The organism is Georgenia sp. X1117 (genome assembly GCF_057784635.1).
In genome coordinates this window covers 2,884,916-2,901,238 of the sequence record NZ_CM173492.1, presented here as the reverse complement: position 1 = coordinate 2,901,238, position 16,323 = coordinate 2,884,916, and the positions used below count along the sequence as shown (strand labels likewise).

The window sequence follows — 16,323 nt, the reverse complement described above, 5'->3', positions numbered from 1 at the left end:
GGCGGCCGGTCGTCGGACGGCCGGTTGTTGCGCGGGCAGGGACTGCGCGGCCAACAGGCTGCGAGGCCCGGGGCTGCGTGACTCGGTCGTGCCCGCCGATGGGGCGCCACGACGTCGGGCGGCGACGCCCGACGTCGTAGGCTCATCCCCCGTGGGCGCGAGCCCACGCGCGCGAGTGGCGTAACTGGCAGCCGCGCCAGGTTTAGGTCCTGGTGCCTTCGGGCGTGCGGGTTCGAGTCCCGCCTCGCGCACCCTGTCCGTCGACGATCTCCCGGCGGGCTGTCGGGGGGGGCGCCGGCCCTCAGTAGCCGACGGCCGCCAGTCCGTACTCAGCCTGGGACTGGCTGAAGCCCTCGAAGAGCAGCTGGTCCAGGAGGCCCTGGCGGGAGAACGACATGAAGCTGAGGTAGTCCTCCGCGGTCAACGCAGCCTGCTCGTTCCAGTCGACGGACACCGCGTCCACGGCGTACGTCGCGTCCTCGACCGAGTAGCCCTCGTACATCAGCTGGTCGATGAGGCCCTGGCGCGAGAAGGACGAGTAACTGAGGTAGCTCTCGGCCGAGCCGACCGCGTTCTGCTGCGCGAGAGAGCCCCCCGAGCTGTCCGGTTCGGGCTGGGGCTCGGCCGGAGCCGCAGCCGGCGCGCCGGCGTCGCCGCTCGCGTCCACCTCGGTCGGCGCAGCGCTCTGGTCGCCACCGCCGGTGCTCGTGTCCGCCTGGGCGATCGCCCCGTTCAGCTCGTCCACCTGAGCCTGAAGCTCGTCGACCTCGCTCTCGCTGTCCGCCAGGGCGCCGCGGGCGTCCTCCGCGTCCCCCTCGGCGTCGGCGAGCGCATCGAGGGCATCCTGCGCCTCCCCCTCGGCCTCGGCCTCGGCCAGGGCGTCCCGGGCATCCTGCGCCTCGCTCTCGGCCTCGGCGAGGGCGTCGCGGGCGTCCTGTGCCTCCTCCTCGGCGGCCTCGCGCGCCTCGACGAGCGAGGGATCGCTCGCCTGCGACGTCCCGATCCCCACGCCCACGAACAACCCGATCACGGCGGCCGCCGTCACGGCGATCCACCGCCGCTTCTTCTTCTGCGGGACGTCGGCCGGCACCTCGGGCGTCGGAGGCTGGGGCTGGTAGGGGTTCTGATCCGGGGAGTAATGCGCGGTCATCGGACTGTCCTTCAGGAGGGGGGATCCCGACGTCATCGAATGCGGGACTGAGCTGAGGCTAACTGCGTTCTCGCGGGCGCGGACCTGCTTGCGACGACCACCACATGAGATCCCACCCACGCACGCGCGTCGAAGCCTCGACCGTCCGCGTGGCAGGTCGCGTCGAGAGGGCCGGTCGGGGTAGAAACGACGGGTGAGCGACATCGCGTCCGACGACATGGGCCCCTGGCTGTCCGAGGAGGACCTCGACCTCGTCCGCCGCAAGGTCCCGATGCTCTACGTCGACATCGTGCCCGTCCGGGTCGGCGACAACGGTGAGCTCGAGGGCATCGGCCTCCTCATGCGTGCCCGCCCCGAGGGGACGATCACCCGCGAGCTCGTCTCCGGACGGATCCTGTTCCAGGAGACCGTCCGTCAGGCGCTCGTCCGGCACCTCGACAAGGACCTCGGCCCGCTCGCGCTCCCCCAGCTGCCGGTGTCGCCGGTGCCGTTCGCCGTAGGGCAGTACTTCCCCACCCCGGGCCAGCACTACCTCGACCCCCGCCAGCACGCGGTGTCCCTGGCCTACGTGGTGCCCGTCGCCGGCGACTGCCGCCCCTCCAACGACACCCTCGAGCTCGGCTGGTTCACCGCCCGCGAGGCCGTCACCCCGGAGATCACCGCCGACATGTCCGAGGGGCACGCCGACCTGCTGCGCCGCGCGCTCGCGCACCTGGGCCGCCTGCCCTCATGACCGAGGCGGCGCGGCCCGGCCTTCGCAGCAGCTGGTGGACGCTCCTGGTCGACGGCGCCGCCGTCCTCGTGTTCGCCTCCGCCGGGATCGCGTCCCACGACGGCGACGTCCTGGCCGGGATCGTGCGGGTCGCCTGGCCCTTCCTCGCCGCGCTCGTCATCGTGACCGCGGTGGCGTCCGTGCGCTCGGTGACCTGGTCCCTGTGGCCGGCCGGCGTGTCCATCTGGCTCGGCACGGTCGCGCTCGGGATGGTGCTCCGCGCGGTCACTGGCGGCGGGACCGCGTGGTCGTTCGTCCTCGTCGCCACCGGCGTGCTGGGCGCGCTCCTGCTTGGCTGGCGCGTCGTCCTCGGCCTCGTGCGGCGGGCTCGGGCCGACCGATCCTGATGGCCGCTCCACCGATGAACGGCGACCTCACGCGGACGTGACCATACGGCGCCCGGTCGATCCGATCAGTCCTTGGCCTTGAGCGCGTACGGCCACTCGCCGGACCGCAGGTTGGGCGTGCTCGAGATCGTCGCCAGCAGTTCGTCGAACGGCGTCGAGTCCTTCAGCTGATTCGCCAGTTCATGCAGACCGACCACCGTCTTGATCATCATGATGATCGATCCGACAAGACCGATGATGCCAAGCACCGCCGAGATGCCAAGGGTCGTCGGGCTCGCAAGGATCGCGACGACCGAGACGAGGAAGAGCACCACCTCGCCGACGAACCACAGTCCGCCGTTGCGGTGATCGTCGATCGCGTTCCCGTAGATCTCCAGCTCTTCCGCGATCGCGCGCGCATGCTGCTCGATGAACGTCGCGGCAGAGTTCTGCGGCGTCCGAGCGTTGGCGTACGACAGTGCCCCGTCACCCGACCAGTCCTCCGGTCTGATCTCTGTGCCGTTGAGATCGGTGATGGTCTCAAGCACCGTATCGGCCCAGGCGATCCAGTCGTCCTTCGCCTGCTGTACGGCCGCGTCGTCACGGACGACGAGCTCGACCCGGTCCGCATCGGCGGCCGCGTCCCCGCAGCTGTTCGCCAGGTCGTTGGCCGGCCCGTTGATCGCACCGCTGATCGCGGCCGGCACCTGGCTAGGCAGGTTGCGCAGACCGGTCTCGGCGTCGCGCAACTCCCCCGAGATGCGTCGAAGCTCCGACCGTACGAACTCTGCTGACGACATGTTGGTTGCTCCTCAGGTGGTGACGTAATAGCTGTCCGTGGTGGGCACGCTCGTGCCGGGTGGGTGCTCAGGTCCTCGAGTCGAACTCGTACTCGGACTCCTCGTCCGTCTCCTGGTAGTGGTCGCACGCCGCGGTCAGCGCCCCGGCCATGAGGTCCATCTCCTCGCTACCGCCACCGGCCACGGCAGCCATCTTGAGCCGAATGTCGTCGTATACCCCGCCGACGCCACCATTCCAGGACCCGCTGTCGACCGTGAACGACTCCGCGCGGCCCTTGAGGCTGGTGTACTCCTCGGCGAGCGTGCTGTCCCACGTCGTGGCGACCCCACGCACGACGCTGTAGGTGATCTCGATGTCAGCCATGGCTTCCTCTCTGTCCGTCGGACTCCTCCGGTAGCGGCACGCCCCGCACCAGTGACAGCCCGCGATCGATCATGTCCTGCTGCCTCGCACCGAGCCCGGGGAACTCCTCCTCGAGCCGTCCGAGCCGGGTGTCGTGGCGCTCCTGGAGCCCGACGAGCAGGTCGAAGAGTTGCGTGGCCTGATGCTGGACGCCGTACCTGGTGCCCCACCCGCGCGAGATGTCCAGCCCGGTCGGACGGCCCGACACCCCCTGCATCCGCAGCAGCCCGTCGCCCGAGGTGACCTCGTCCGGCTCCTGGTGGATCTGCCGGAGCCGGTCGGAGTATTCCGCGCGCAGACCCGGGTCGAGCAGGTCGACGTTCGTCTCCGATCCGTGCGAACGCCACGGTGCGTCCGGGACCGCGCCACCGACATGCTCGGTGAGCTCCTCGCGCGACATCGAGGTCAGCACGCTGAGCCGACGGAGCAGGCTGGCGACGTCAGTCTCGGCGAGCTGCGCCGCATCGCGTGCGGAGACCGCGGCCCGCTGCGCCGACACCAGGGCATCGCCGAGCCGCGCCTCGCCGACGACGGCCGTCCACTCAGGGTCGAGCGTGAGCCCGATCACCCGAGCTTCGTCATCCACCATGACGAGGATCAACCGATCCTCGTCCTCACCCTCGTGCTGTGCGTCCGTGCTGGGATCCATGGGGGTGTTGTAGCTCCTTCGGTGGAGGCCCGCGCTTGAAGGGCCGTTCTTGGGGATCCATCCTGCCTCGTCGTCGCGCCCTGGGTGACCACTTGCCGGGGGACTCCTCCCCCGAGATCTCGGGAGTCGACGTACGCGATGGACCGGCGCACGCCCCGCGACCTTGCGTAGGCTCGCACTCTCTCCGACGTGCCGCTCTCGCGGCGCGCCACTCGCGGCCCAGGGCCGCTGACATGCAATCCGCCACCACGAGGGGACCGGATGGAAGACAACCTCAGCCGACCGGAGACCTTCACCCCCGGGACCGGGTCGAGGCACGCCGCGGCCCGGTTGACGAGCTCATGGAGCCGGACGCTCGCACTCGGTGCCGCCACCGCCCTGCTGTACCTGGCCCTGTTCTCCCTGGCGGACGTGCCGTGGGCGCCGCTCGTCGCCGTCATCGGCGCAGCCGTGTCCACGGCGCTCATCTCCTGGCTCGGTCGTCGGGCCGGCCGGTCGGTCGCGGAGGGGGTCGAGCTCGTCCTGTCCCCCGAGGGCCTGCGCTACACCGGCGACGCCTCGGTGCGGACGATGCGGTGGGAGGACGTCCGTGCGGCCGAGGTGGTGCCGACGATCGAACCGATCGGCGGCGGCGAGCCCACCGCGGGCTTCAGCATCCTGCGGCCGGTCGGCGTCGGTCTGGTGGGAGTCGGTACGACGACGGTCACCGGTGGTCCGCTGGCCGCCAGGACCTACGCGCAGGACCCCGCCCGTTACGGCCAGGACCCGACGTCGGGCGAGAGCCGCACCGCCATCCCGCTGGCCCAGCTCGACGAGCGGTGGCCCGACGGCCGGATCGGCGAGTGGGTCGCCCACCACCGCCCCGACATCGCCGAACGGGCCGCCGGTCTGCAGCGCCACGGTGGCGCAGGCGCCCGCGGAGCCTGACCGCTCCTCGGGTCAGCGCACGGAACGGGATCTCAACGCCCGAGCACGGCCGCGACGTCGGGGGCGAGTGCACGGAACGCCGCGCCGCGGTGGCTGATCGCGTGCTTCTCGGCCGGGGAGAGCTCGGCGGAGGTGCGCGTCTCGCCGTCGGGCAGGAACAGCGGGTCGTAGCCGAATCCCCCGTCCCCGCGCGGCTCGCGCAGAAGGCGGCCGACCATCTCGCCGCGCCGCACGACCTCGACCGCCTCGGCACCGTCCGACGCCGGGACCACGAGCGCCGCGGCGCACACGAACCGGGCTCCCCGGTGCTCCTCGGGCACGTCGCCGAGCTGGCCGAGCAGGAGGGTGTTGTTGGCGGCGTCGTCGCCGTGACGGCCGGACCAGCGCGCGGAGAAGACCCCGGGCGCGCCGCCGAGGACATCGACGGCGAGGCCGGAGTCGTCCGCGACGGCCGGCAGCCCGGCGGCCGCGGCGATGGCCTGCGCCTTGAGCAGGGCGTTGTCCTCGAAGGTCACGCCGTCCTCGACGGGCGCCTCGATGCCGAGGTCGCCGGCTGTGACGACCTCCTCGGGCGCCAGCCCGGGCACGAGCGGGGCGAGGATCTCGCGGAGCTCGACGAGCTTGCCAGGGTTGTGCGTGGCGAGCACGAGCCGGGGCGGGCTGCCCGTCGCGTGGGCGGTCACCGGCCGGGCACCTCGGCGGCGAGCGCCTCGGTCTGGATCTCGGTGAGCCGGGCGGTGCCGGCGACGGCGAGGTCGAGCAGCGAGTCGAGCTCGGCGCGGTCGAAGGCCTCCCCCTCCGCGGTGCCCTGGACCTCGATGAACCTCCCGGCGCCGGTGACGACGACGTTCATGTCCGTGTCGGCCGCGACGTCCTCGACGTAGGGCAGGTCGAGGACCGGGCGGCCGTCGACGATGCCGACCGAAACGGCCGCGACGGAGTCCTTGAGCACCCCGGTGCCCGCGCGGACGTGGCCCTCGCGCTGGCCCCAGGCGATCGCGTCGGCGAGCGCCACGTAGGCGCCGGTGATCGCGGCGGTGCGGGTGCCGCCGTCGGCCTGGAGGACGTCGCAGTCCAGGACGATGGAGTTCTCCCCGAGGGCGGACATGTCGACCACGGCGCGCAGCGAGCGGCCGATGAGGCGGCTGATCTCGTGGGTGCGGCCGCCGATCTTCCCGCGCACGGACTCGCGCTGGGAGCGGTCGTTCGTGGCGCGCGGGAGCATGGCGTACTCGGCGGTGACCCAGCCCAGGCCGGAGTCCTTGCGCCAGCGCGGCACGCCGGCGGTGAAGGAGGCGACGCACAGCACGCGGGTGTCCCCGAACTCGACGAGGACCGAGCCCTCGCCGGCCTTCTGCCAGCCGCGGGTGATGCGGACGTCGCGGAGCTGGTCGGGGGCGCGGCCGTCGGCGCGGGGCGCGCTCGTGCTCGGGTTCTCGGAGGTCATGCCTCGAGGCTACCGGCGTGCCCCGGCACCCGGTGCGGCCGTCCGGACATCCCTGCGCACGGTCGTGGTGCGCACGGTCCGGGCGCCTTCGGCGAGATGCGGCCGGCCGGCGCCCCGCGCCGACCGGCCGCACCGCCGACGAGCGGGTGGGTCACCCGGTGTTCTGCAGGCCGGCGGCGGCACCCTTGAGCGTGATGAGGAGCAGCTGGTGGACGTCGTCGTCGGCCTCGACGTCCTCGTCGCGCAGCACCCGCAGCGCGCGCAGCTGCAGCAGCGAGAGCGCGTCGATGTAGGGGTTGCGCAGGGCGACGGCGCGCCCGAGGACCCGGTGGGACTGGAGCAGCTCGTCCTGGCCGGTGACCTCCAGGACCCAGCGGCGGGTGAGCGCGAGCTCCTCGAGCACCATGGCGGCGAGGTCCTCGCGGTCGCCGAGGGCCAGGTAGCGGGCGGCGATCTGGTCGTCGGCCTTGGCCAGGGACATCTCGATGTTGTCCACCATCGTGGCGAACAGCGGCCACTCCCGGTAGGCCGAGCGCAGGAGCTCGACGTCGCCGACCTCCGCCAGCGCGGTGCCCAGGCCGAACCAGCCGGTGAGGTTGGTGCGCGCCTGCGACCAGGCGAAGTTCCACGGGATCGCCCGCAGGTCGTCGAGGGACTCCACGGACAGGCCGCGGCGGGCGGGCCGTGACCCGATCGCCAGGTGCCCGACCTCCTCCTGCGGGGTGACCCGGGCGAACCAGGCCGGGAAGCCCTCGGAGCCGACCAGGGCGTCGAACCGTGCGCGCGAGGTGGTGGTGAGCCGGTCGGCGAGCTCGGTGAAGCGCTCGGCGGCCTCCGCGTTGCGCCGCTCCACGCTCGGCGCGGAGGCCATGAGAGTGGCCGCGGCGACGGACTCGATGTGCCGGATGCCGATGGCCTGGTTCGCGTAGCGGGCGGAGATGACCTCGCCCTGCTCGGTGACCTTGAACCGCAGGTCCACGCTGTGCGGGGGCTGGGCGAGGACCGCGCGGTGCGCGGGGCCGCCGCCACGGCCGAGCGCGCCGCCGCGGCCGTGGAACTGGGTGAGCTCGATGTCGTGCTCGAGGGCCCAGTCCGCGATGCGTCGCTGGGCGTCGTACAGGGCGATCGTCGCGGCGACGGGGCCGACGTCCTTGGCGGAGTCGGAGTAGCCCAGGGTGACCTCGACCTTGCGCCCGTTGGCCGCGAGGCGCTCCTGGACGTCGGGGATGTCGAGCATCTCGGTGAGGATGCGCGGGGCGTTGGCCAGGTCCTCGAAGGTCTCGAACAGCGGCACGACGTCGATGACCGGCCGGTGGCGTCCCTCCCCCGCGGCGATCCGCGCCAGGCGGTAGACGTTGGCGATGTCCTCGCTGGACTGGGTGAAGGAGACGAGGTAGCGCCCGGCGGCCCCCTCGCCGAGCCGGCGCTGGACCAGGGCGACGGCGCGCATCGTGTCCAGCACCTCCTCGACGGGCACGGCGGGCGGGTCGACCTCGGGGTCGACCTCGCCGTCGAGGATGGCCAGCGCCTGGCGGTGCACCTTGGAGTGCTGACGCATCTCCAGCTCGGCGCCGTGGAAGCCGAAGGTGACGAGCTGGCGCTCGAGGTCGGCCAGCGGGCCGTTCGCGGCGCGCAGTGCACCGGCCTCGCGCAGGGAGGCCCGCACGGTGCGCAGGTCCTCCAGCGCCTCGGTCGGCTCGGCGTAGGCCAGGTCGGCGTCGCGCGCGCGGGTGGCGTCCAGGCGGGCGGCGACGAACAGCAGGACCTTGCGGTGGGTCTCGCCCGGGGAGGTCGAGGCGACCTGCTCGGAGACCGCGGGGCTGAGCTGGCGCTGGGTCTGCCACAGGGTCGCCACGGCGTCGGCCGGGGTGACCAGCGAGTCGGCCACGGTCAGGTGCATGGCGACGGCGCGGGTGCGCTCGGCGATCGTCTCGAGCGCGTGCTCGGACATGATCTTCGACGCCTCGATCGTCAGCGGCGAGACGACATTGGGGTTGCCGTCGCGGTCGCCGCCGATCCAGCTGCCCAGGCGGACGAAGGCGGGGGCCGCGGTGTCGGCCAGGCCGGCGTGCTCGGGGTCGAGGGCGTCGTCGAGGCGGCGGTAGACGGCCGGGACGATGTGCACCAACGAGCTGTCGAAGGTCTGCATGAGGGTGCGGACCTCGTCGAGCGGGCCGGGGCTGTAGGGCCGCAGCTCGGCGGTGCGCCACAGGGTGTCGACCGCGCCGATGAGGCGGCGGTCGATCTCGGCGACGGCGAACGGGCCCAGGCGGGCGTCGTCGCGGCGGTCGAGGAGGTCACCGAGGGTGCCGATGACCCGGGTCACCGCACGACGGCGGGCCTCGGTGGGGTGGGCGGTGAAGACGGGGTGGAAGCGCAGGTGGGCGAGGCGGCGTCGGGCCTCCTCCTCGCCGACCTCGGCGGCCAGGGCGCGCACGGCGCCCGGCAGGCTGCTCGGCGAGTCGAAGCCGCGCGAACCGCCACCCTCGGTCTCGCGCAGCACGCGCACGCGCTGCTGCTCCTCGGCGAGGTTGGCGAGGTGGAAGTAGCACGCGAAGGCGCGGGCCACCTCGATGGCCCGCTCCGGCGTGAAGCCGGCGACGACCTCCTCGGCGCGGGTCAGCGCCTGCTGGCCGTCCTCGCGGCGGGCCTCGATGACGAGCTCGCGCAGGGCCTCGACGTCGTCGAACAGCCCCTCGGAGCCGGACTCGCGCAGGACCTGGCCGAGCATGTTGCCCAGCAGCCGGACGTCGGAGCGCATGGCCTCAGGGACGCCGTCGGCGGCCTGGCCCTCGCGGGCGGGCTGCGTCGGCGTCGTGGTGGTACTACCTCCCTCACCGGTGGGGTCGAGCGGGTCGGACGCGCGGTCACCTGGTGCGATCACCCGTGCAGGCTAACGGCACCGGCGGGCAGCCCGTGCGGGCGACCAGCGAGCGGTCGCCGGGCGGACAGGACCTCGGTCCCGGATCGTCCCCGCCCGTGACGAGTGAGCACTTTTCTGCCCGGAACGGGCAGAAAAGTGCTCACTCGCCGAGCAGGCGGGACGAGCAGGTGCTCAGAGGTGCCAGGTGGCGTCGGGGGCGGCGAGCTCGACGGGGCCGTCGTAGACCGAGCGCGCCTCGGCGACCACCGCGGCCTTGTCCGTCCACGGCTGGACGTGGGTGAGCACGAGCCGCCCGACCCCGCCGGTGCGGGCCAGCTCGCCCGCCCGCAGCCCGGTCAGGTGGATGCCGCGCGCGAGGTCGCGCCCCTCCTGGAAGGCCGCCTCGGCGAGCAGGAGGTCGACCCCCTGCGCCATGGCGTCCTGCCCGGGGCAGGCGTCGGTGTCCCCGGTGTACCCCAGCGTGACGCTCCCCCCGCCGTCCTCGGCCGGACCCGTCACCCGGATCCCGTAGGCGGGAACGGGGTGCAGCGCGTCGAAGACCTCGACGGTCAGCGGCCCGATGCGCAGCGGCGTGCCGGGGTGGATGTCGTGGAAGGCGAGGACGTCGGCGTAGTCCTCCTCCGGGCCGTCCCCGCCGACGCCGCGGGTGCGCTCGAGCGCCCCGGGGGTGCTGTGGACGTCGAGGACCGGCAGGGGCCCCTCGGGGTGCCAGCGCCGGTAGACGTGCATGCCGACGACGTCGACCATGTGGTCGGCGTGCAGGTGGGAGAGCACCACCGCGTCGAGCTCGCGGGGGTCGAGGTGGCGCAGGAGCTGTCCCATCGCCCCGGGGCCGAGGTCGAGCAGGATCGACCAGGTGCGGGCCGCGCCGTCGTCGCCGGTCCCCTCGGCCTGGACGAGGTAGGCGGAGGCGGCGGACTCGGGCCCGGACATCGAGCCGGTGCAGCCGATGACGGTCAGCCTCACAGCGCCACCGCCCCGCGCTCGACGCTCTCGACCGCGCTGACCTCGGGTCCGAGGAATCGGCGGGCCAGCCGGCCGAACTCCTCGGGATCGCCGGTGGACAGGAACCGGTGGCGCGGGGCCGGCGCGGCGGGATCGCGCTCGAGGCCGTGGGCCACCAGGGTGCGGTAGACGTCCTTGGCGGTCTCCTCGGCGGAGGAGACCAGGGTGACGTCGGGGCCCATGACGTAGCTGATCGCGCCGGTGAGCAGCGGGTAGTGGGTGCAGCCCAGGACGAGGGTGTCGACGTCGGCGGCCTTCGCCCCGGCCAGGTACTCCTCGGCGACGGCGAGGACCTCGGGCCCCGAGGTGATGCCCGCCTCGACGAGCTCGACGAAGCGCGGTGCCGCGCCGATGGTCAGCTCGAGGCGGGGGGCGGCGGCGAAGGCGTCGCGGTAGGCGCCGGAGTCGACCGTGGCGCGGGTGGCGATGACCCCGACCCGGCCGGTCGAGGTGGCGGCCACGGCGCGGCGCACCGCGGGGCGGATGACCTCCACGACCGGCACCCCGGCGTCGAGGGCGTAGCGCTCGCGGGCGTCGGCCAGGACGGCGGAGGACGCGGAGTTGCAGGCGATGACGAGCAGCTTGACGCCGGTGGTGACGAGCTCGTCCATCACCTCCAGGGCGAGCTGGCGGACCTCACCGATCGGGCGCGGGCCGTAGGGCGCGTTCGCCGTGTCGCCGATGTAGACGACCTGTTCCTGCGGGAGCTGGTCGATGACGGCGCGTGCCACCGTCAGTCCTCCGACGCCAGAGTCGAAGATGCCGATGGGCGCATCGTTCATGGCGATGACGCTAGTTCGGCAGGGGGCGCCTGCGCAGCGCGTTGATCAGTGACTCCTGCCACCAGGTCAAGGACGTGTAAAGGATCGCCATGGCGTCGACCACGGCCTCGGGGCGGTCGGTGGCCCCGGACCCGGCCGCCTCGGCGCGCTCATAGAGCTCCTCGTCGGTGATGGTCTCCCCCACGCCCAGGCGGGTGGCCAGCACGAGGCGCACGTCGTTGACGGCGCGCAGCACGTCGGTCTCGGTGCCCTCGGGCACGAGGAAGGTCCCGCGCGGTCCGGTCGGCGTGTCCAGCTCGGCGACGACGGCGAGCAGCCGGGCGATCTTCTCCGCCCGCAGCGGGGCCTCGGTCAGCTCGCGCAGCTCGCCGGCCAGCGCCGCGTCCTCGGACATGTCCGGAAGCAGGCGGGCCAGCGCGGGGTCGCTGGGCGGGCGGTCGCCGGCCGGACCGGCGTCGGTGGGCTGGAAGTCGAGGGCGGCCAGCACGGCGTCGTCGTCGGTCGCGGGCGGGGCCGGTGCGGCCGTCGCGTCGTCGCCGGTCGGGGCATCACCGGTCGGGGCATCACCGGACGACGGATCGCCGGCCGTCGCGTCGTCGCCGGCCGGCTCGCGGTGGCCGAGCAGCGCGGCGACGTCGGAGAAGGGGCGGGCGAGGAAGAGCCGCTCGTGGATGTCGAGCGCGGAGGCCACTCCCCCGCGGACGCGTCGGAACGGTTCCACTCAGTCCTCCCCCTGCTCGATCGTGGCCCACAGCCCGTATCCGTGCATGGCGGAGGCGTCGGCCTCGACGGACTCGCGCGTCCCGGTCGAGACCACGGCACGGCCCTCGTGGTGGACCTGGAGCATGAGCCGCCGGGCGCGCTCCTCGGAGAAGCCGAAGTAGCTGCGGAACACCCAGGCGACGTAGGTCATGAGGTTGACCGGGTCGTCGTGCACCACGCAGCGCCACATCGCTGATCGGCGCGGGGCCTCGACGACGGACGTCTCGGCCTGCTCCGCGCCCGAGGGACGGGCGGGCGCCGTCGGTTCGGCCGGCGCCGCGGGGTGGACCATGCCCGCCACGATATCTGGCCCGCCCGGCGCACGCTCCCACCGCCGCGTGGTCGGCCGCCGGGCCGGGGCGCGACTACCCTCGGCCCATGACCGCACGGGCATCGACCGCGCTGAAGACCGACATGTACGAGCTGACGATGGTCGAGGCCGCGCTGCGCTCGGGGACCACGCAGCGACGCAGCGTCTTCGAGGTGTTCGGCCGCCGCCTGCCCACCCGGCGCCGCTACGGCGTCGTCGCGGGCATCGGCCGGCTGCTGGACGCCCTGGGCGACTTCACCTTCGGCCCCGAAGAGATCGACTACCTCCACCGCGCCGAGGTCGTCACCGACGAGACCCTCGACCTGCTGCGCGGGTACCGGTTCACCGGCAACGTCGTCGGCTACCCCGAGGGCGAGGTGTTCTTCCCCGGCTCGCCGATCCTCGTCGTCGAGGGCACCTTCGCCGAGGCCGTGGTGCTGGAGACCCTCGTGCTGTCGATCCTCAACCACGACAGCGCGGTGGCCGCGGCGGCCTCGCGCATGTCCACCGCCGCGCACGGCCGCCCGCTGCTGGAGATGGGCGCGCGCCGCACCCACGAGGAAGCGGCGGTCGCGGCCGCCCGGGCCGCCGTCGTCGGCGGGTTCTCGGCGACCTCCGTCCTCGAGGCGGGACGCCGCTACGACATCCCGGCGATCGGCACCGCCGCCCACTCCTTCACCCTCCTGCACGACTCCGAGGAGGACGCCTTCGCCGCCCAGGTCGCCGCGCTCGGCCCGAGCACGACGCTGCTGGTGGACACCTACGACGTGACCGTCGGCGTCGAACGGGCCGTGGCCGCCGCGCGCGCCGCGGGCGGCGAGCTCGGCGCGGTGCGCCTGGACTCCGGCGACCTGGTCGCCCAGGCCTTCACCGTGCGCGCCCAGCTCGACGCGCTCGGGGCGACGACGACCCGCATCACCGTGACCTCGGACCTCGACGAGTACGCCATCGCGGCGCTCAACGCCGCGCCGGTGGACTCCTACGGGGTGGGCACCAAGCTCGTCACCGGCTCGGGGCACCCCACGGCCGAGCTCGTCTACAAGCTCGTCTCCCGCGAGGGCGCCGACGGTCGGCCCCACGAGGTCGCCAAGCGCTCGACGTCGAAGAAGTCCGTCGGCGGGCTCAAGCGCGCCGGTCGCCTCCTCGACGGCGCCGGTCGCGCGGTCGAGGAGCTGGTGGTCTCGGGCACCTCGGCCGAGCAGGTGTGGACCGAGGTCGACCGGCAGGGTGCGCAGCGGCTGATGGTCGATCTCGTCGTCGGCGGCGAGCCGGTGGCTGAGCACCACGGGCCCGGTGCCCTCGAGGCGGCCAAGGAGCGGCACGCGGCCGCGCGGGCGGCGCTGCCCTACCCGGCGTGGCGACTCTCGGAGGGTGAGCCGGCGATCCCGACGCGGCACGTCGACGTCGACCCGTCCGACGACGCGCCGGAGGGCCCGACCGGGCTGGGCTGACGGCGCCCGTCCGGCGGCACCTGAGCACAGGCGCCGGAGCGGCTCAGCTGAAGTAGGGCTGTGCGGGGGTGCGCACGTCGCTGGCGCGACCAGGGCGCCTCCGGGTGCTGCCGGGGTGGACGACGGCGACGACGAGGCCGATGACGACCAGGCCCAGCCCGATCCACTGCAGCCAGCCCACGGGGTACTCGTAGACGCCGGCGAGCACGGCGAGCGCCCCGAGCACGAGCGGTGTCAGCCACCAGGCCATGGTCTCCTCCAGGTTCGGGTCCGAGCGGGTCCAGGTTCTCACGACGACGCCGCCCCCGACCGGTCAGCGCTCCCCACCATGTCGGTCGTGAAGGGTGCCGGTCCCCCGACGTCGGTCAACGTCCCACGACGCCGGCCAGCATCCCTCGACGCCGGTCAGCGTCCGCCGACGAACCACTTCCGCACGAGCGCGATCCGCGCCTCGATCTCCTCCGTGGACGCGGTGGCGACCTCGGGCCCCCCGCAGGTGCGGCGCAGCTCGGTGTGGATGACCCCGTGCGGCGTGCCCGCCCGCCGCGACCACGCGGAGACGAGCGTGGACAGCTCCTTGCGGGCCTGCGCCCGGCGCCGGTGCTCGTCGACGCCGGCGTTGGCCGCCCGACGCCGCGCGGCCGCCGCCTGCTCCTTCTGCGCGGCCGCCTGCTTGGCCTGCCGCTCGCGCAGCAGCGTGGTGACCTGCTCCGGCTCGAGCAGCCCGGGGATGCCGAGGTACTCCTGCTCCTCGGGCGAGCCGACGTCGGCCTCCGTGCCCCAGTGCCCGCCGTCGAACAGGACACGGTCGAAGGTGGCCTGCGAGCCGATCGCGGCGAACCCGGGCAGGGTGAGCTCGTCGGAGGCCTGCTCACCCCGGTTGGCCTCGGCCATGAGCTGGTCCTCGGGCACGACGAACTCGCCCTCCCGCACGGGGCGGTCGAGGGCGTGGTCGCGCTCGGCCTCCAGCTCGCCGGCCAGCGACAGCAGCGGGGCCACCGAGGGCAGGAAGAGGGAGGCGGTCTCGCCGCGGCGCCGGGCCCGCACGAAGCGGCCCACGGCCTGGGCGAAGTACAGCGGCGTGGCGGTGGTGGTGGCGTAGACCCCCACCGACAGGCGCGGGACGTCGACCCCCTCGGAGACCATGCGCACCGCGACCATCCAGCGCTGGTCCCCGGCGGCGAACTCGTCGATGCGCTCCGAGGACCCGGCGTCGTCGGACAGGACGACGACCGGCTCCTCGCCGGCGATGTCGGCCAGGCGCCGGGCGTAGGCGCGGGCGGCCGACTGGTCGGTGGCGATGACGAGGCCGCCGGCGTCGGGCACGGTGCGGCGCACCTCGGTCAGGCGGGCGTCGGCGGCGGCCAGCACGGAGGGGACCCACTCGCCGTCGGGGTCCAGCGCGGTGCGCAGCGCCTGGGCGGTCTGGTCCTTGGTCAGCGGCTCGCCGAGGGAGGCCGCCATCTCGTCGCCGGTGCGGGTGCGCCAGCGCATGAGGCCGGAGTAGGCGAGGAAGATGACGGGGCGCACGACGCCGTCGGCCAGGGCCTGCCCGTACCCGTAGCTGACGTCGGCGCGGGAGCGGCGGATGCCGTCGGTGCCGGCCACGTAGTCGACGAACGGGATCGCCGCGGTGTCGGAGCGGAAGGGCGTGCCGGTCAGGGCGAGCCGGCGCCGGGCGGGCTCGAAGGCCTCGCGGACGGCGTCGCCCCAGGACAGGGCGTCGCCGCCGTGGTGGACCTCGTCGAGGATGACGAGGGTCGGCTCGGCCTCGGTGCGCGCGCGGTGCAGCGCGGGGTTGGCGGCGACCTGGGCGTAGGTGAGCGCGACGCCGTCGAAGTGCGCGGCGTGGCGCCCTTGGGCGTTGGTGAAGGCGGGGTCCAGGGCGATGCCGACGCGCTCGGCGGCGGAGGCCCACTGGGCCTTGAGGTGCTCGGTGGGGCAGACCACCGTCACGCGGCGCACGGAGCCGCCGGCGAGCAGCTCGGTGGCCACCCGCAGGGCGAAGGTCGTCTTGCCGGCGCCGGGGGTGGCGACGGCGAGGAAGTCCCGCGCGCCGGCCTCCCGGAACCGCTCGAGCGCCTCGGCCTGCCAGGCACGCAGGGGCGCGGCCGTGCCCCAGGCGGCGCGCTGCGGGAAGGCGGGCGAGAGCTGCTCGGCCGCCGCCGTCGAGGGCGTGGCCGGTGCGGCGGGCCCGCCGCCTGCGTGGGTGGTCGTCTCTGACCGGGGGGCTGACCGGCCGGTCACTCCCCGCGGCCCCGGCCGAACGGCCAGCCGCGCCTGCCGCCGCCACCGCCGCTGCCGTCGCTCATGCCCTCGTAGATCTCCTTGCACGTGGGGCACACGGGGTACTTCTTCGGGTCCCGGCCCGGCGTCCAGACCTTGCCGCACAGGGCGACGACGGGTCGGCCGGCCTCGACCTTGTCCTTGCGCACGTAGTGGGCGTAGCGCTCGGCGTCACCGGCGTCGAGCTGCTCCTCGTGGGACGTCTCGGTGCGCTCGAGGACGTCCGTCGACGTCGCCGGGCCCGCGGGCGCGGAGTGCGGCTGGTTCTCGTCGGGGATCGAGGTCATGGGCGCCAGTCTAGGTCGGCCCCCCGACGCCGGTCAGCCCCGTCCCGGTCGGATGTGCCACGCCCGTCCCGGGCGTGGCGCG

The 16,323-nt window shown here is 73.9% G+C and carries 18 protein-coding genes and 1 tRNA gene; 5 read left to right on the top strand and 14 right to left on the bottom strand.

Features of this window, described 5'->3' with window-relative positions:
• Positions 1-169: 169 nt before the first annotated feature.
• Positions 170-251 (top strand) — tRNA-Leu (locus AC3D3D_RS13405).
• Between the two features lie 50 nt (positions 252-301).
• Here the strand turns inward: AC3D3D_RS13405 and AC3D3D_RS13400 are convergent.
• Entirely contained in the window at positions 302-1,150 is an 849-nt protein-coding gene (locus AC3D3D_RS13400) for an Ltp family lipoprotein (protein WP_463662954.1), read from the bottom strand.
• A 193-nt stretch (positions 1,151-1,343) separates the two neighbouring features.
• Between AC3D3D_RS13400 and AC3D3D_RS13395 the strand changes: the two genes are divergently transcribed.
• Positions 1,344-1,883 carry a DUF4916 domain-containing protein gene (locus tag AC3D3D_RS13395; RefSeq protein WP_463662953.1) on the top strand — a complete coding sequence of 180 codons (540 nt, stop codon included), beginning with the start codon at positions 1,344-1,346 and terminating at the stop codon, positions 1,881-1,883.
• Complete coding sequence (locus AC3D3D_RS13390) at positions 1,880-2,269, top strand: DUF3054 domain-containing protein (RefSeq protein WP_463662952.1); 390 nt, start codon at positions 1,880-1,882, stop codon at positions 2,267-2,269. Before AC3D3D_RS13395 ends, AC3D3D_RS13390 begins: the two co-directional genes overlap by 4 nt.
• 65 nt (positions 2,270-2,334) lie before the next feature.
• Here AC3D3D_RS13390 and AC3D3D_RS13385 read toward each other — a convergent pair whose 3' ends face one another.
• From AC3D3D_RS13385 to AC3D3D_RS13375, 3 genes are all read right to left on the bottom strand, one after another.
• On the bottom strand, positions 2,335-3,048 hold the full coding sequence (locus AC3D3D_RS13385; RefSeq protein WP_463662951.1) for a hypothetical protein: 714 nt from the start codon (positions 3,046-3,048) through the stop codon (positions 2,335-2,337).
• Between the two features lie 67 nt (positions 3,049-3,115).
• Positions 3,116-3,412 (bottom strand): hypothetical protein, encoded by a 297-nt coding sequence (locus AC3D3D_RS13380; protein ID WP_463662950.1) that lies wholly within the window; start codon positions 3,410-3,412, stop codon positions 3,116-3,118.
• Positions 3,405-4,100 carry a hypothetical protein gene (locus AC3D3D_RS13375; RefSeq protein WP_463662949.1) on the bottom strand — a complete coding sequence of 232 codons (696 nt, stop codon included), beginning with the start codon at positions 4,098-4,100 and terminating at the stop codon, positions 3,405-3,407. Before AC3D3D_RS13375 ends, AC3D3D_RS13380 begins: the two co-directional genes overlap by 8 nt.
• Before the next feature lie 261 nt (positions 4,101-4,361).
• On the opposite strand from AC3D3D_RS13375, the gene AC3D3D_RS13370 reads away from it, so the two are divergent.
• Positions 4,362-5,027 carry a hypothetical protein gene (locus AC3D3D_RS13370; protein WP_463662948.1) on the top strand — a complete coding sequence of 222 codons (666 nt, stop codon included), beginning with the start codon at positions 4,362-4,364 and terminating at the stop codon, positions 5,025-5,027.
• Positions 5,028-5,059: 32 nt separating this feature from the next.
• Here AC3D3D_RS13370 and rdgB read toward each other — a convergent pair whose 3' ends face one another.
• The 7 genes from rdgB to clpS all read right to left on the bottom strand — a co-directional run bounded on the left by rdgB (position 5,060) and on the right by clpS (position 12,199).
• Positions 5,060-5,710, bottom strand: a complete 651-nt coding sequence (gene rdgB, locus AC3D3D_RS13365; RefSeq protein WP_463662947.1) for an RdgB/HAM1 family non-canonical purine NTP pyrophosphatase — start codon at positions 5,708-5,710, stop codon at positions 5,060-5,062.
• Positions 5,707-6,474 carry a ribonuclease PH gene (rph, locus tag AC3D3D_RS13360; RefSeq protein ID WP_463662946.1) on the bottom strand — a complete coding sequence of 256 codons (768 nt, stop codon included), beginning with the start codon at positions 6,472-6,474 and terminating at the stop codon, positions 5,707-5,709. Before rph ends, rdgB begins: the two co-directional genes overlap by 4 nt.
• A gap of 151 nt (positions 6,475-6,625) precedes the next feature.
• Positions 6,626-9,235, bottom strand: a complete 2,610-nt coding sequence (locus AC3D3D_RS13355) for a phosphoenolpyruvate carboxylase (protein ID WP_463663013.1) — start codon at positions 9,233-9,235, stop codon at positions 6,626-6,628.
• A gap of 294 nt (positions 9,236-9,529) precedes the next feature.
• Positions 9,530-10,324, bottom strand: a complete 795-nt coding sequence (locus AC3D3D_RS13350; RefSeq protein ID WP_463662945.1) for an MBL fold metallo-hydrolase — start codon at positions 10,322-10,324, stop codon at positions 9,530-9,532.
• Positions 10,321-11,145: a glutamate racemase gene (gene murI / locus AC3D3D_RS13345; RefSeq protein WP_463662944.1), complete on the bottom strand. Its 825-nt coding sequence runs from the start codon at positions 11,143-11,145 to the stop codon at positions 10,321-10,323. Before murI ends, AC3D3D_RS13350 begins: the two co-directional genes overlap by 4 nt.
• A 10-nt stretch (positions 11,146-11,155) precedes the next feature.
• The gene (locus AC3D3D_RS13340) at positions 11,156-11,866 is read right to left on the bottom strand and encodes a DUF2017 family protein (RefSeq protein WP_463662943.1); all 711 of its coding nucleotides are present in this window, start codon (positions 11,864-11,866) and stop codon (positions 11,156-11,158) included.
• A complete protein-coding gene (clpS, locus tag AC3D3D_RS13335) occupies positions 11,867-12,199 on the bottom strand; it encodes an ATP-dependent Clp protease adapter ClpS (RefSeq protein ID WP_463662942.1) in 333 nt (110 codons plus the stop codon). It lies immediately after the preceding gene.
• An 86-nt stretch (positions 12,200-12,285) separates the two neighbouring features.
• Here clpS and AC3D3D_RS13330 point away from each other — a divergent pair, with 86 nt between their 5' ends.
• Positions 12,286-13,668 (top strand): nicotinate phosphoribosyltransferase, encoded by a 1,383-nt coding sequence (locus AC3D3D_RS13330; RefSeq protein ID WP_463662941.1) that lies wholly within the window; start codon positions 12,286-12,288, stop codon positions 13,666-13,668.
• 43 nt (positions 13,669-13,711) lie between these two features.
• Here AC3D3D_RS13330 and AC3D3D_RS13325 read toward each other — a convergent pair whose 3' ends face one another.
• The 3 genes from AC3D3D_RS13325 to AC3D3D_RS13315 form a co-directional block, all read right to left on the bottom strand.
• On the bottom strand, positions 13,712-13,960 hold the full coding sequence (locus tag AC3D3D_RS13325) for a hypothetical protein (RefSeq protein WP_463662940.1): 249 nt from the start codon (positions 13,958-13,960) through the stop codon (positions 13,712-13,714).
• A gap of 113 nt (positions 13,961-14,073) precedes the next feature.
• Positions 14,074-15,915: a DEAD/DEAH box helicase gene (locus tag AC3D3D_RS13320; RefSeq protein WP_463662939.1), complete on the bottom strand. Its 1,842-nt coding sequence runs from the start codon at positions 15,913-15,915 to the stop codon at positions 14,074-14,076.
• Positions 15,912-16,241, bottom strand: a complete 330-nt coding sequence (locus AC3D3D_RS13315) for a DUF3039 domain-containing protein (protein WP_463662938.1) — start codon at positions 16,239-16,241, stop codon at positions 15,912-15,914. Before AC3D3D_RS13315 ends, AC3D3D_RS13320 begins: the two co-directional genes overlap by 4 nt.
• Between the last annotated feature and the right edge of the window lie 82 nt (positions 16,242-16,323).

Bases quoted from the DNA above. Each gene is read 5' to 3' on its own strand.
- rph (WP_463662946.1), bottom strand. From the start codon at position 6,474: ATGACCTCCGAGAACCCGAGCACGAGCGCGCCCCGCGCCGACGGCCGC.
- AC3D3D_RS13355 (WP_463663013.1), bottom strand. From the start codon at position 9,235: ATGCGCTCCGACGTCCGGCTGCTGGGCAACATGCTCGGCCAGGTCCTG.
- AC3D3D_RS13385 (WP_463662951.1), bottom strand. From the start codon at position 3,048: ATGTCGTCAGCAGAGTTCGTACGGTCGGAGCTTCGACGCATCTCGGGG.
- murI (WP_463662944.1), bottom strand. From the start codon at position 11,145: ATGAACGATGCGCCCATCGGCATCTTCGACTCTGGCGTCGGAGGACTG.
- AC3D3D_RS13370 (WP_463662948.1), top strand. From the start codon at position 4,362: ATGGAAGACAACCTCAGCCGACCGGAGACCTTCACCCCCGGGACCGGG.
- AC3D3D_RS13400 (WP_463662954.1), bottom strand. From the start codon at position 1,150: ATGACCGCGCATTACTCCCCGGATCAGAACCCCTACCAGCCCCAGCCT.
- clpS (WP_463662942.1), bottom strand. From the start codon at position 12,199: ATGGTCCACCCCGCGGCGCCGGCCGAACCGACGGCGCCCGCCCGTCCC.
- AC3D3D_RS13380 (WP_463662950.1), bottom strand. From the start codon at position 3,412: ATGGCTGACATCGAGATCACCTACAGCGTCGTGCGTGGGGTCGCCACG.
- AC3D3D_RS13330 (WP_463662941.1), top strand. From the start codon at position 12,286: ATGACCGCACGGGCATCGACCGCGCTGAAGACCGACATGTACGAGCTG.
- AC3D3D_RS13390 (WP_463662952.1), top strand. From the start codon at position 1,880: ATGACCGAGGCGGCGCGGCCCGGCCTTCGCAGCAGCTGGTGGACGCTC.
- AC3D3D_RS13375 (WP_463662949.1), bottom strand. From the start codon at position 4,100: ATGGATCCCAGCACGGACGCACAGCACGAGGGTGAGGACGAGGATCGG.
- AC3D3D_RS13315 (WP_463662938.1), bottom strand. From the start codon at position 16,241: ATGACCTCGATCCCCGACGAGAACCAGCCGCACTCCGCGCCCGCGGGC.